Below are 13,494 nucleotides of genomic sequence, written 5' to 3'. Positions count from 1 at the left end.
TCAAAATCCAATGCACCCACATGTCCGGCAGGGTGGTTGCAATGACTCTCCCGCGTTCAAGCCGGGAGGCTCGTAGATGCGGCAAGACCCGACACTTGCGGAAAGGTTGTCCTCGACCGAGGTCACCCTACTACCCACAGATACTCTCCTTCGTGCCCTGCGAGTGATGGAGCGACACGGTGTCTCGCTACTTCCCGTGGTGGAGGAGGCGGGGGGATTGGTGGGGCTCATCAGCCGGGCCCACGTGCTGTCGGCCTGGCGGGTGGACCCCCTGCTGCCGGTGGGGTTGGTGATGTCGGAGTGTGGGAAACCCAGGGGGGGGACATGGGAGGGCCCGCCTCCTTATTAGGAAGGGCACGGGCGCGCTATGCTGCCGCCCGCCGTGCCGGACGCCTGGACCGTCTACATGGTGCGCTGCCGGGATGGGTCGCTCTACACCGGTGCCACCAACAACCTCGAGCGCCGCCTGGCCACCCACAACCGGGGCCGCGGCGCCGCCTACACCCGTGCCCGCCTGCCGGTGACGCTGGTGTGGAGCGAGTCGGCCGCCGATCGCGGCGCCGCCCTGCGCCGCGAGGCCGCCCTCAAGCGCCTCTCACGGGCTGAGAAACTTCGCCTTGTTCAGCAGGTGCGTGGCTGACCCAGGCTGGGTTTCTTCTGACCCCGTTTTATGACACTGTTCCTGCGTAACTCTCCATTCCCTTGGAAATCAGGGGAGACCGGACGGACATGAAGCGGGAGCATGGGAGAATCCCCCAGGAAGACTCGGGGGTAGCGCCAGGGAGCGAGGAATCAATGCTCCAGGACGAGCAGAAACTTCTCTACATGCTGGCCCTCGTGTGTCTGCCGTTCTGGGTGGTGGACTCGCTGTCGGTGATGCGGCCGACATGGGACACGCTGGCGCTGCGGGCGGTGTGGGGGGGGCTGACGGGGGTGATGGCGTGGTCGCTCAGCCGGGTGTCGCCGGAGCGGCGCCAGGTGGTGCTGACGCTGGCCGGGGTGGTGCTGCCCAACGTCTTCTTCGGGCTGGTGTTGTCCCGGGTGGGAGGGGTGAACAGCCCGCTCTTCGGCTGGCTCTGCGTGTTGCCGGTGGTGTCGCTCTCCATCTCGCGGGGGGCGCTGGGGCTGGGCGTGCTCAGTACGCTCTTTCCGATGGTGTCGGCGGGCGTGGTGATGTGGCTGAGCGGGACGAGCGCGCCGCTGATGGCGACGTGGCTGCTGCTGCTGCTGGGGGCCGGAGGCATGGGGATGCTGCTGAGCTCCTTCTACCGGCGGGTGGGCAACGCGCGGGTGAGGGCGGAGGCGGAGCGGCTGGCGGCGAAGGAGGCGCTGGTGGCGTCGCAGACGCGCGTGCTGGAGGCGGAGCGGCTGGCGCAGGTGGGGCGGCTGGCGGCGGGCGTGGCGCACGAGGTGAAGAACCCGCTGGCCTACATCCAGGCCAACCTGCGCTTCCTCCAGGAGGAGTGGCAGCAGGTGGCGCCGGGAGTGGGCACGGCCGAGTACACCGAGGCCCTGCAGGAGACGATGCAGGGGGTGGAGCGCATCCATCAAATCGTGAAGGACCTCACGGCGATGTCGCGCGCCGAGGGCGTGGAGGGCGTGGGGCGGTGCGAGCTGGCGCCGATCCTCGACGCGAGCGTGCGGCTGGCGTCGGTGCGGCTCAAGTCGCTGGTGAAGCTGGCGGTGGAGGAGCCGCCGGCGCAGATGGCGGTGAGGGCCGAGCCGCGGCGGCTGGGGCAGGTGCTGCTGAACCTGCTGTTGAACGCGGCGGACGCCATCGAGGACGCGAAGGTGCTGGACGGGCAGGTGGCGGTGCGCGTGGAGACGGTGGCCGAGCGGGTGCGGCTGGTGGTGGAGGACAACGGGCCGGGGATGAAGCCGGAGCACCTGGCGAAGCTCTTCACGCCGTTCTTCACGACGAAGGAGCAGGGGAAGGGCACGGGGCTGGGGCTGACGTTGTCGCGCCAGTACGTGGAGTCCTTCGGGGGCCAGCTGAGCGCGGAGAACCGTCCCGAGGGCGGCGCGCGCTTCATCGTGGATCTGCCGGTGGCGTGACGTCACTCCCCTCTCCCCCTGGGAGAGGGGATGGGGGTGAGGGTCTACGGGTTGAGCGCCGTCGGGATGCGGAGGAACTTCAGCGTCTCGGTGTAGCCCCCGTGTCCGGCCACAGCAGGCCGAGCATGCACCCGAACAGGGTCGTCTTCCCGGCGCCGTTGGGGCCGATGATGCCGAAGGTCTCTCCGGCGCGGATGTGGAGGTTCACGTCCGACAGCACGCGCTGGCCCCGGCGGTAGAACTTGCTGACGCCCTCCACCTCGACACCGGGCGGGGCCGGGGCAGGTGAGGGCGAGGCCGGAGCGGCGTGCGTGTCGGGACGGGGCGAGCTGGCGCTGGACATGGGCTGACTTCCTGGTGGGAGGTCAGCCTGACAGTCTACCCGTCTCAGGCGGTCGGACGAGGCTGGGGCGGGCTGGCCGGGGGCTGCTGCTGGGCCTGCTTCTGCTTCTTCGAGCGCGCCACCACGAAGAGGATGCCCAGGATGAGGAAGACGCCCGCGCCCGTGAGGGTGCCGTAGAGCTGGTAGCGCAGCAGGTCCGCGGTGACGCCTTCGATGACCTTGGGAAGATCGCACACCGTCTGCGCGCCGAGCGGCGCCGTGTTGTACCAGGTGAGGAACTGGGGCCCCAACCACGAGGCCGAGGCCAGCCCCAGGAAGGCCCCCGCGAGGATGAAGGTGAGCAGCGTCTTCAGTGTGGCCATCGTCGGAGCACCTCGGTGAGGAGACGTGGGAGCGTCCTTTAGCACGCAATCTGCTCACGGGGACCGCGACAAGGCGAGAGCCGTGCTATCTGAAGGTCGTGCCGCTCCTTCCTCTCGCCGCCCTGTTCGGGGTCATCACGGTCGTCTGCGCCGCCTTCCTGCTGATCCATGCGTTCCGTCGCAGTCTGGGGACCGGGATGATGGTGCTGTTGGTGCCCTTCTACATGCTCGTCTACGCCTTCAGTCAGTTCGAGCACCCGCGCAAGAACCTCATCCTCGCGGGCTTCTTCGGCAGCACGGTGCTGGCCGCCGTCTTCCTCGGTCTGGGCGCTCACGCGGTGGAGCAGGTGCTCCTGCGGCCTCCGCCTCCCAGCTTCTGACGTCCCGACGCGAGCCCGTGGCGACCGCGCACGAACCGCCCGCCTCCACGAGCCCCCGCTGCCCCACCCATCAGCGCGCGGCGGTGGCCACCTGCACCCGCTGCGGCACCTTCCTCTGTGGCGAGTGCACCGAGCTGCTCGGCGAGGCGGCGTACTGTGCCTCCTGCGCGGCCCTGGTCGGCCCCCAGCTCGGCCCCATTCCGCTGCGGCTCCTCGGGGTGTCGGGCCTGGTGCTGCTCGGGATTCTCTCCACCGCGGCGGCCTTCCTCCCGGGGGTTCCAGCCAGCTTCGCCATCCCCCGATGGCTCCTGCTAGGTGTGTCGGGCGCGCTGGGCCTCTGGGTGCCCACCCGGGAGCTGCGCCGCATCGACCGGGGACAGGGTCCTCGACGGGCCCGGCTCCTCGCCCGGTGCACGCGCTGGCTCGCCGCCGTGAACCTGCTCTTCTTCCTGCTCTCGCTCGCCTGGGGCCTGTGGCTCCTCCGCGCCCTGCGGCCAGGCTGAGCGTCGGGGCCGTGCCCTCACACCCCGCGTTCGTTCGGGTCCCAGGTGTACTTGTGCATCTGGAGCTGGAAGCGCACCGGGAGCCGGTCCTCGATGATCCACTCGGCCAGCGCCTTCGTCGTGAGCTTGCCGAAGACGGTGGAGAAGAGCAGCTCGTAGGGCTTCTCCAGCAGCCGGTGCTCGGTGATGAGGCGCTTGGACCACTCGTAGTCCTCGCGGCTGCCGATGACGAACTTGAGCTCGTCGTTGGCGTTCATCGAGGTGAGGTTCCGGTAGTCGTTCCGGTCGCACTCGCCCGAGGACGGCGTCTTCATGTCCACGATTTTATGGACGGCCGGGGGCACCAGCCGCACGTCGATGGCGCCGCTCGTCTCCAGCAGCACGATGAGGCCGGCGGAGAGCAGCTCCTCCATGAGCGGGTACACACCGGGCTGCAGCAGGGGCTCGCCGCCCGTCACCTCCACCCGGGGCGCGCCGAGCGCCTTCACCTGGGCCACCACCTCCGGAATCTTCATGCGCATGCCGCCGTGGAAGGCGAACTCGCTGTCGCAGTAGGTGCAGCGCAGGTGGCAGCCGGTGAGCCGCACGAAGGAGCACAGCAGTCCCGCGTGCGAGGACTCGCCCTGTACCGAGAGGTAGATCTCCTTCACCACCACGGAGTCGGCGGTGGGAACACGACGGGGCTCGATCTGGGGACGCGCGGCGGGCATGGGGAATCCGAGGGGCCAGCTTCAACCCCACCCGGGCGGTGGATGCAAGCGGAGTCACCCTCTGGACCTCGAACCACCCGGCGGCGCCTGGGATTTCCGGACGCCTGCCCTCCTGGACCTCAGCCTGGGGTGTTCCGGGCCTTCACCTGGGCGATGAAGGAGTCGATGAGCTGGCGGGCGATGCTCATGCGCGGAGGGATGCGCGGGAGGTTGTCGATGGTGAACCACTTCGCCTCGGCGATCTCCTGGCCGTCCACGCGGATGTCGCCTCCGGCGTACTCGGCGGTGAAGCCCACCATGAGCGAGCGGCCGAAGGGCCACGGCTGGCTGCCGAAGTAGCGGAGGTTCTTCAGCTCCACGCCCACCTCCTCCTTCACCTCGCGCGCCACGGTCTCCTCGAGCGACTCACCCGCGTCGACGAAGCCGGCCAGGGTGCTGAAGAAGGGCTCGGGGAAGTTGGCGTTGCGCGCGAGCAACATGGAGTCGCCGTGGGTGATGAGCACGATGACGGCGGGGGAGATGCGCGGGTAGAAGGGCGTGCGGCAGGCGGGGCAGCGGCGCGCGCGCTCGCCGGGGACGAGCACGGTGGGCTGACCACAGCGCCCGCAGAAGCGGTGGGTGCTGTCCCACTCGGCGATGGCGAGCGCGCGGCCGGTGACGCCGAAGAGGGCCTCGTCCACGCGGTTGTAGAGGCTCCGCGCGGGGACGAGCTTCAGGCCCGTGGGAGGCTCGGTGTCCTTGGACAGGGCGACGGCGTAGCAATCCACGTCCTCGAGCATGCCCAGGAAGTGGGCCTCCGCCGCGAGCGCGGGCAGCTCCGCGCCGGTGGGGATGCGGACGCTCTCCCCCTGTTCGGCGACGAGCACGTCGAGACCACGCACGACGAAGAGCAGGGCGCGATCACGCGGGCGCTCGGGGGCGTCATAGGCGGGAATGAATCGGGGAGGGCTCACGCGCGGTACCTTAGCGGGACCGGATTCTTTGGGATAGGAACGGGGCATGCGCACCTCGCTCCTGACGGCCCTGCTCTGTGTCTCCGCCGGCTGTGCCCGGGTTCCCACCGTTCCCGTTCGTTACGTGGTGAGCACCGCGGATGCCGCCACCTTCCGCATCGCCCAGGGAAAGGGCACGGCCATCCTGCTGGTCAACGAGGAGACCGGCGCCAGTGCGGCCTCGATGGGCGTGCTGGAGCTCCAGGGAGGCTCGGGCGTGCCCGAGCACATCCACGAGGACAGCGTGGAGATGCTCTACGTGGAGGAGGGCGAGGCGGAGATGAGCGTGGAGGGGCGGGCGATGCCCGTGCGGCCGGGAGATGCCGTCTACATCCCGGCGGGCATCCGTCACGCGGCCCGCATCCCCGAGGGCACCGCGCGCTTCCGCGCCGTGCAGGTGTACGTGGGGCCCGGCCCCGAGCAGCGCTTCCGCCAGGGCGAGCCGGTGAAGCCGCCCGCCTCCACTCCCTGAGGCGGGCCGCCCTCGCGAGAGCCGGTGACCCGAGGGATCAGTCGTTCGCCGCACCAGCGAGGATCCACGAGCGGATGCGCGTGAGCTCGCCGGCGTTCCTGTCGAAGTAGTCCGCGTCGAGCGGAGGCATCCTGCGACCACAGCTGTCGCTGCTGAGCCGCTGCACCAACAGGGAGTCGTCGGGGGAGCCCGGCTGCACGCGGTTGAGGGCGCTGCAGGCCTCGGTGCCTCCCACGTTGACGAGGGACGCGTAGGAACTGCTCGCCTCCAGGTTCAATCCCTGGGGCGTCGTGCTGTTGGCGTTGTGGCAGTCCGTGCACGTCGGGCCCCAGAGGGGCTGGATGTCACGGGAGTACGACGGAATCTGGAGCTGCACCTCGCCCGAGCGGGTCACGGAATCGGCTCCATCGGACACGGTGACCTGGAAGGAGTAGGTCGTGGCCGTGCGGAGGTCGGGAGAGCGCCACTCCGCGACGGGGGCATTCCGGTTCGTGAAGATGCCCTCGCCCGCCGTGTTCGTCGTCGTCCAGGTGTAGGTGAGCGTGTCCCCATCCTGATCATTGGCGCCGATGGAGAGGATGACGGTGTCGCCCGCGACCACTCGCGCGGTGGGGACGGTGATGGTCTCGTCCACGGTGGGCGCGCGGTTGCGGGAGGGGACATTCGCCACCGTCACATCGAGGGAGGACTGGGTCGTGCCTCCCTTCCCATCCGAGACCGTCACCTTCAAGGTGAAGGTCGTGTTGGTCGAGACGAGGGGGGCCGTCCACGTGCGGGTCGCTCCGGTCTCGTCACCGAAGGTGCCCGCGGGGGCGAACGGGGTCTGCGTCCAGGAGTAGGTGAGTGCATCCCCGTCCGAGTCGCTGGCGGTCACCGTGAAGGTGGTGCTCGAGCCCTCGTCGAGCGAGGAGGTCGTGACGGTCACCCCGCTGATGGTGGGGAGGCGGTTGGGCGGAGCGACGGTGAAGGAGAGAGGCTGGGAGCGGGTGACGTTCCCCGCGGCATCGTAGGCCCTGGCGGTGAGCTGGTGGCCGCCCTGGGCGACGCTGGAGGAGTCCCAGGCGCACGAGAAGGTCGCGCCGGAGCTCTTGGCCACTCCATCCACGCAGGCGAGCGTGTCGGAGACGTAGAACTCCACCTTGGAGACCTTTCCGGAGTCGTCCTCGGCGGAGGCCTGCAGCGTCCGCCAGCCCGTCACGGCCTCCTCCGCCGTCACGCCACCGGTGATCTGGACCTTCTCCGGGGCCGTGCTGTCCTTGCCCTCTCCACAACCCATCCATCCCAGGCTCAGGAGCAGGACCGCACGAAGGGAGACTCTCGGGGTCCGATGGGTCGATTGAAACAAGTGCATGAGCGCTCTCGCTGTCCAACGCGGTTGATGGTTCTGCTGACCAGCTCCGGCCATGAACGAAGCCTCACTGGGAACAGGCTCTGGGGGGAATAACCGCATATTCTTGATTGGAGAAGTGGCCATTGCCGAGGGGGAGCAACTCCTACCAACGGAGGCGCGGTGCGATGACCAGCCTCCGTCTTCTTTTCTCGTACCCGGAGAGTGCACCAGACATTGCCGACGGTGGCGCTCTCCGCTACGCCTGCCAGGACATGGAACAAGGACGACGGCCAACGCTGGCACCCGGCGGAGGCAAGGCGGTCTGGAGGGCCCTGGGGTATTTGAGGCGGTACAAGCTGGAGACGGCGGGCGCGCTGGTGTCGCTCCTGCTGCTCTCGGCCGCCAACCTCGCCGCGCCGCAGATGGTGCGTCTGGCGATCGATGAGGGCATCGCCCGGGACAACCGTTCGACCCTGCTCGCGGCGGTGGGCGGTCTGGTGGCCATTGCCCTGGTGCGCGGGCTCTTCACCTTCCTTCAGGGCTACCTGGCCGAGCGCGCCTCGCAGGGCGTCGCCTTCGACCTGCGCGACGGGCTCTTCGCGCGGATTCAACGGCTGAGCTTCAGCTACTACGATCAGGCACAGACGGGGCAACTGCTCACCCGGCTCACCAACGACGTCGAGCAGGTGCGCACCTTCGTCGGCAGCGGCGTGGTCCAGTTCGCCGCCTCGCTGGTCATGCTCGTGGGCTGCGCGGCGCTGCTGCTCGGCATCAACCTGGTGCTCGGCGTCGCGGCGATCGCGGCCGTGGCGCCCATCCTCTGGCTGCTCAGGCGGTTCATGGGCCAGATGGGCCCCCTGTTCGGCAAGCTGCAGGCGTCGCTCGGCCGGCTCAACACGGTCCTCCAGGAGGACCTGCGTGGCATCCGCGTGGTGCGGGCGTTCTCCGGCGAGGCGCGCGAGACGGCCCGCTACCAGCGCATCAACGACGAGCTGCTGGTGCAGAACCTCCAGGTCGTCGACGCGATCTCCAGCAACTTCCCGTTCGTGGGCTTCTTCGCCAACCTCGGCACGCTCGTGGTCGTGGGGCTCGGTGGAGTGCTCATCTTCGGCCAGCGGCTGACGCTCGGTGAGCTCCTCGCGTTCAACAGCTATCTGGGCTTCCTGCTCATGCCGCTGATGTCCGTGGGGTTCCTGTCGGTGCAGCTCTCGCGCGCCGGGGCATCCGCGCTGCGTGTCTTCGAGCTGCTCGACACCGAGGTCGAGGTGGTCGACAGGCCCGGGGCCAGGGTACTGCCTCCCATCCAGGGGCGGGTCGAGTTCCGCGATGTGCGCTTCCGCTACGCGGGCGGTGAGCGGGAGGTGCTTCGCGGGGTGGGCTTCGTGGCCGAGCCGGGGCAGCTCGTCGCGATTCTCGGCACCACCGGCTCTGGCAAGAGCACCATCATCAACCTGCTGCCCCGCTTCTACGACGTGACGGGGGGCGCGGTGCTCGTCGACGGCCAGGACGTGCGCGAGGTGACGCTCTCCAGCCTGCGCTCGCAGATCGGCATCGTGTTGCAGGAGGCGCTGCTCTTCTCGGGAACCATCCGGGAGAACATCGCCTATGGCCGCCCCGAGGCGACCCTGGAGGAGGTCCAGGCGGCCGCCGAGGCGGCGCAGGCGGCGGGATTCATCGCGGAGCTGCCGCAGGGCTATGACACGAGGGTCGGTGAGCGCGGCGTGGGGCTGTCGGGCGGGCAGCGCCAGCGGCTGGCGATCGCCCGGGCGCTGCTGACGGATCCGCGCCTGCTCATCCTCGATGACAGCACCTCGGCGGTCGACGCCGAGACCGAGAGCGCCATCCAGGACGCGCTCGACCGGCTCATGCGCGGCGCCCACCGCACCGCCATCGTCATCGCCCAGCGGGTCAGCACGGTACGCGATGCCGACCTCATCCTCGTGCTCGACGAGGGCCGGGTGGTCGCGCGGGGACGGCACGAGGAGCTGGTCGCCTCGAGCCCTCTCTACAATGAAATCCTCGGCTCGCAGCTCCAGCCGGCACCCGCGGAGGTCGCATGAGGAGGCCCGGGAGTCTCGAGGCGATGGCGGAGGTGGAGGAGCAGCGCGCCAACAATCGCGGGGCGGTGGCGCGGCGGCTCCTGGGCGAGCTGCGGCCCCACCAGGGCACACTGCTCGTCGCGCTGGCGCTCATTGGGGTGAGCGCGCTGGCGCAGATGGCCGGGCCGTACCTGGTGAGCCTGGCCATCGACCGCGACATCGGGAGCGGAGATCGGCCCGGCCTGCTGCGCACCATGCTGCTGTTGCTGGTTGTCTACGGCGTGGGCGCCCTGGCCCAGCGAGCGCAGACGCAGCGCGTGGGCGCGACGGCCCAGCGGGTGCTCTCCACCCTGCGCACCCGGCTCTTCGAGCAGCTCCAGGCGCTGCCGCTCACGTACTTCGACAAGCGGCCCATTGGCGACCTGATGAGCCGGCTGCTCAGTGACGTCGATACGATCAATCAGTTCTTCTCGCAGGGACTGACGCAGCTGCTGGGCCCGGTGCTCGCGTTGGTGGGCGTGCTGGGGATGATGCTGGCGCTCAATGTCCGGCTGGCGCTGGCGTGCTTCATGCTGCTGCCGGTGATGCTGGCCACCACCTGGTTCTTCGCCGCCCGCGCCCGGCGCGCCTACCGCAAGACGCGCCAGACGGTGGGCAATGTGACGGCCGAGCTCCAGGAGGAGATCGTCGGCGTGCGGCAGGCGCAGGCGTTCAACCGCACCGACGAGAACATCCGGCGCTTCCGCGACCGCAACGCCGCCAACCGGGACGCGAACGTGGCCGCGGTCGGCGTCACCTCGGCGTTCTCCCCGGCGATCGACGTCCTGTCCACGCTCTCCACCGCGCTCGTCATCGGCTACGGCGGCCACCTGGTGCTCCAGGAGCACTTGAGCGTCGGCCTGCTGGCCGCGTTCCTCATCTACGTGCAGCAGTTCTTCCGGCCGGTGCAGCTCGCGGCCTCGGTCTACACGCAGATGCAGTCGGCGCTCGCCGGCGCCGAGCGCGTCTATGCCATCCTCGACGAGCCGCGTGAGCCCGGGGATGCCCCGGATGCGTTGGAGCTGGGGCGGGCCGAGGGACGCATCGTCCTCGAGGGGGTGTCGTTCGCCTATGACGCGGCGCAGCCGGTGCTCCATGACGTGAGCTTCGAGGTCGAGCCCGGCCAGACGGTGGCGCTGGTGGGCCGCACGGGCGCGGGGAAGACGACCGTGGCCAGCCTGATTCCGCGCTTCTACGACGCGAGCTCGGGGACGGTGCGGCTGGACGGGCACGACGTGCGGCGCGTGACGCGGGCGAGCCTGCGGCGGCAGATGGCGATGGTCCTCCAGGAGCCGTTCCTCTTCTCCGGCACCATCGCCGAGAACATCGGCTATGGCCGGCCGGGCGCCAGCCGCGAGGAGATAGAGGCCGCCGCGCGTGCGGTCCACGCCCACGACTTCATCGCCGCGCTGCCGAAGGGCTACGACTCGGTGCTCGGTGAGGGGGGCGCCACCTTGAGTCAGGGGCAGCGGCAGCTGCTCGCCTTCGCGCGGGCGGTCATCGCGGAGCCGCGCGTGCTCATCCTCGACGAGGCCACGGCGAACATCGACACGCGGACGGAGGCACTCATCCAGCGTGCGCTGTCCACGCTGCTCGCTGGCCGTACGAGCGTGGTGATCGCCCACCGGCTGAGCACCATCCGGAACGCGGCGCTCATCCTCGTCATCGACGCGGGGCGGGTCGTCGAGCGGGGCACGCACGAGGAGCTGCTCGCCCGGGGTGGGCTGTACTCGGAGCTGTACCACCGGCAATTCCGCGAGCCGCGAGGCCCCGCACGGGTGGAGCGGGTGGGCTGAGGCACACCGCTCGCCCCCCGAGCCCCGGGTCGGATGGCCGTTATTTCCAATTTTTAAGACATGGGGGGACCGCCGCAACCCGGGGCACATCCCGGGTTAGGATGGAAGTCCCCAGGGCCGGCCATGGATTCTCCGTCGATGAACGAATCTCCCCAGTTGCTCCAACCCCTCGGCCGCTACGAGCTCGTCCAGCTGCTCGGCCAGGGCGGCATGGGCGAGGTCTATCTCGCCAAGATCTCCGGTGCGGCGGGCTTCGAGAAACCCTGCATCGTCAAGACGATCCTCCCGGCGCTCCTCAATGACCGGCAGTTCCTCGACCGGTTCCACCACGAGGCCAAGGTGCTGGTGCACCTCGTCCACTCGTCCATCGCGCAGGTGTACGACATGGGCGAGGCCGAGGGCACCTATTACATGGCCCTCGAGTACGTGGCCGGCGTGGACCTGGCCTTCCTTCAGGACCAGGCGCGCACCCAGGGCCAGCAGGTTCCCGTGCCGGTGGCGCTCTACCTCGGCCAGCGCATCGCCGAGGGGCTCGGCTACGCCCACCGCAAGACGGGGCCGGACGGCCAGCCGCTGGGCATCGTCCACCGTGACGTCTCGCCCCACAACGTGATGGTGTCCTACGAGGGCGAGGTGAAGGTCATCGACTTCGGCCTCGCCAAGTCGGCGGCGCGCAGCAAGTACACCCTGCCGTCCACGGTGATGGGGAAGCTGGGCTACATGTCCCCGGAGCAGGTGCGCGCCGAGCCCGTCGACCACCGCGGTGACATCTACTCCTGTGGCGTGGTGGTGTGGGAGCTGCTCGCGGGCCGGCCCCTCATCGCCCCCGGCACGGTGGGCGAGATGATGGCGGCCATGGCCAACCCCTCGGTGCCCGCGCTGCACGAGGTGCGTCCGGACCTGGACCCCGCTATCGACGCGGTGGTGCGCCGCGCGCTGGCTCCCGCCCCCGGGGACCGCTACGCACGCGCCGATGACTTCGCCCGCGCCCTCAACGAGCAGCTGCTGCGCACCGGCTCCACGCTCGGCGCCGAGGAGGTGGGCAACTTCGTGCGCGAGCGCTGCCCGGAGGCCTTCGCCGCGCAGCGCAAGCTCCTCACGAGCCTCTCCAACCCGGCCCTGCGCCGCACCCCCCTGCCCGGCGGCAGCCTGGGGACCGTGAACACCGCGCGCCATGCTCCGCTGCCCCTGGCTTCCCCCATCGCGGAGCAGAGCCCGGGCTTCGAGCCCACCCTGGTGCGCTCGCCCACCAGCCCCGCCGTGCCCGTGGTCGGCTCCGGGCCGGCGCTCGCGCCGGTGGCGACCGCGCAGCTCGCGGCGCCCGTCTCCGGACCGCTGGGCGTGAGCCGCAAGGGGTGGGTGGTGGCGCTCACCCTCGGAGCGCTCGGCCTGATTGGCATCACGGCGGCGGTGACCACGGGGTTCATGCTCCACAGTGCTCAACAGCGGGAGGAGCGTGGCCCGGACATGCGTGGGCCTCGTCATGATTGGCGGCCAGAGGATGGGCCTCCTCCTGAACACAGGCGGCCAGGGGACGGGCCTCCTGAACACAGGCGGCCAGGGGACGGGCCTTTTCCCGAGCACAGACCGCCACGAGGGGAGAGAGCGCCTCGGGAGCACATGCCGCCACCTCCGGAGGGAATGCCTCCGGGTGGCCCTGGCGCATTCGGCGAGCCCCGTCCAAACCCAGGGCCGCCGGAGGCCATGGCCGGGGAGCCCCATGCCCCCGAGAGGGGCGAGGTCCCGTCGGCACCGCCGGAGCTCGTCCCCGCGGAGCATGTGGTGGCGATGAGGGCGGAGCGAGGCCGACTCTACCGCGTCCTGGGAGGGAGGAAGTCGGGACTCTCGGAGGGCATGGTCCTCCCGGTGGTGGCGGCGCCGGTGAAGGATGGGAAGGCGAGGCTCCTGGGCGAGGCGACGGTGATGCAGGTGTTTCCGCAGCAGGCGAGGGTGGACCCCGACGAGCGCGTGCGTAACGCCGGGGATGTCGACCGTTTCCTGGTGCTTCCCGCGTCCTCCACCGTGAAGGCCAGAGCCGAGAAGGTCAAACCCGTGAAGGCCGAACCCGAGGCGTCCGAGCCCCAGGCGTCCGAGCTCCTCGCGCCGCTCCAAGAGGTGACCGTCACGCCGCCGGCCGTCGCGTCGGCTCCCGTCGCGTCGGCTCCCGCCGAGTCAGCTCCCGCCGCAGGGAAGCCCGCGGAGCCACGGGAGTTGAGTGGGCGCATCGCGCGGAAGGGTGCCCTCGGCCGGAAGCTCATCCTCACCAACACGGACTCCATCATCTGGAGCCAGTGCATCCTCGTCATCCAGGGACGGGACATGTACAAGCTGGGCGGCATGGCCCCCGGCGGCGAGCGGGAGATTTCGCTGCGCGACTTCGAGAAGGGCGGCCATGACGTGCCCTACGTCGACAGGAATCGGTTGGGCCTCTTCTGCGCCGAGGGCCGGAAGGAGTTTCCCCTGAAGCTGTGAG

General features: G+C 69.8%; 14 protein-coding genes. 9 read left to right on the top strand and 5 right to left on the bottom strand.

What is annotated here, in order from left to right:
- Positions 1-76 precede the first annotated feature (76 nt).
- The 3 genes from JRI60_RS46890 to JRI60_RS46880 all read left to right on the top strand — a co-directional run bounded on the left by JRI60_RS46890 (position 77) and on the right by JRI60_RS46880 (position 2,055).
- Positions 77-349 carry a CBS domain-containing protein gene (locus tag JRI60_RS46890; RefSeq protein ID WP_204222589.1) on the top strand — a complete coding sequence of 91 codons (273 nt, stop codon included), beginning with the start codon at positions 77-79 and terminating at the stop codon, positions 347-349.
- An 18-nt stretch (positions 350-367) separates the two neighbouring features.
- The gene (locus JRI60_RS46885; protein WP_204222588.1) at positions 368-640 is read left to right on the top strand and encodes a GIY-YIG nuclease family protein; all 273 of its coding nucleotides are present in this window, start codon (positions 368-370) and stop codon (positions 638-640) included.
- A 155-nt stretch (positions 641-795) separates the two neighbouring features.
- A complete protein-coding gene (locus JRI60_RS46880; protein WP_204222587.1) occupies positions 796-2,055 on the top strand; it encodes a sensor histidine kinase in 1,260 nt (419 codons plus the stop codon).
- A gap of 79 nt (positions 2,056-2,134) precedes the next feature.
- Here JRI60_RS46880 and JRI60_RS54860 read toward each other — a convergent pair whose 3' ends face one another.
- Together JRI60_RS54860 and JRI60_RS46870 are read right to left on the bottom strand one after the other, a co-directional pair.
- Positions 2,135-2,398 (bottom strand): ATP-binding cassette domain-containing protein, encoded by a 264-nt coding sequence (locus tag JRI60_RS54860; RefSeq protein WP_204222586.1) that lies wholly within the window; start codon positions 2,396-2,398, stop codon positions 2,135-2,137.
- A 44-nt stretch (positions 2,399-2,442) separates the two neighbouring features.
- Positions 2,443-2,760 (bottom strand): hypothetical protein, encoded by a 318-nt coding sequence (locus JRI60_RS46870; RefSeq protein ID WP_204222585.1) that lies wholly within the window; start codon positions 2,758-2,760, stop codon positions 2,443-2,445.
- Positions 2,761-2,858: 98 nt separating this feature from the next.
- On the opposite strand from JRI60_RS46870, the gene JRI60_RS46865 reads away from it, so the two are divergent.
- Positions 2,859-3,140: a hypothetical protein gene (locus tag JRI60_RS46865; protein WP_204222584.1), complete on the top strand. Its 282-nt coding sequence runs from the start codon at positions 2,859-2,861 to the stop codon at positions 3,138-3,140.
- Between the two features lie 17 nt (positions 3,141-3,157).
- Positions 3,158-3,643, top strand: coding sequence for a B-box zinc finger protein (locus tag JRI60_RS46860; protein ID WP_204222583.1), 486 nt, complete (start codon positions 3,158-3,160; stop codon positions 3,641-3,643).
- Between the two features lie 17 nt (positions 3,644-3,660).
- On the opposite strand, the gene JRI60_RS46855 is transcribed toward JRI60_RS46860, so the two are convergent.
- Positions 3,661-4,353 (bottom strand): radical SAM protein, encoded by a 693-nt coding sequence (locus tag JRI60_RS46855; protein ID WP_204222582.1) that lies wholly within the window; start codon positions 4,351-4,353, stop codon positions 3,661-3,663.
- Positions 4,354-4,472: 119 nt separating this feature from the next.
- On the bottom strand, positions 4,473-5,306 hold the full coding sequence (gene nudC, locus JRI60_RS46850; RefSeq protein ID WP_239470135.1) for an NAD(+) diphosphatase: 834 nt from the start codon (positions 5,304-5,306) through the stop codon (positions 4,473-4,475).
- 46 nt (positions 5,307-5,352) lie between these two features.
- Here nudC and JRI60_RS46845 point away from each other — a divergent pair, with 46 nt between their 5' ends.
- Positions 5,353-5,817, top strand: coding sequence for a cupin domain-containing protein (locus JRI60_RS46845; protein ID WP_204222580.1), 465 nt, complete (start codon positions 5,353-5,355; stop codon positions 5,815-5,817).
- Positions 5,818-5,854: 37 nt separating this feature from the next.
- Here the strand turns inward: JRI60_RS46845 and JRI60_RS46840 are convergent, their stop codons facing one another.
- On the bottom strand, positions 5,855-7,093 hold the full coding sequence (locus JRI60_RS46840) for a PKD domain-containing protein (protein ID WP_239470134.1): 1,239 nt from the start codon (positions 7,091-7,093) through the stop codon (positions 5,855-5,857).
- 395 nt (positions 7,094-7,488) lie between these two features.
- Here JRI60_RS46840 and JRI60_RS46835 point away from each other — a divergent pair, with 395 nt between their 5' ends.
- From JRI60_RS46835 to JRI60_RS46825, 3 genes are all read left to right on the top strand, one after another.
- On the top strand, positions 7,489-9,207 hold the full coding sequence (locus JRI60_RS46835; protein ID WP_275439076.1) for an ABC transporter ATP-binding protein: 1,719 nt from the start codon (positions 7,489-7,491) through the stop codon (positions 9,205-9,207).
- Entirely contained in the window at positions 9,204-11,021 is a 1,818-nt protein-coding gene (locus JRI60_RS46830) for an ABC transporter ATP-binding protein (protein ID WP_204222577.1), read from the top strand. The genes JRI60_RS46835 and JRI60_RS46830 overlap by 4 nt, the downstream gene beginning before the upstream one ends.
- 138 nt (positions 11,022-11,159) lie before the next feature.
- On the top strand, positions 11,160-13,493 hold the full coding sequence (locus tag JRI60_RS46825) for a serine/threonine protein kinase (RefSeq protein WP_204222576.1): 2,334 nt from the start codon (positions 11,160-11,162) through the stop codon (positions 13,491-13,493).
- Position 13,494: the final 1 nt, after the last annotated feature.

Source organism: Archangium violaceum (genome assembly GCF_016887565.1).
Lineage (GTDB): Bacteria > Myxococcota > Myxococcia > Myxococcales > Myxococcaceae > Archangium > Archangium violaceum_B.
The sequence above is the reverse complement of the archived record's forward strand: the minus strand, read 5'-3'. Positions and strand labels throughout refer to the sequence as shown.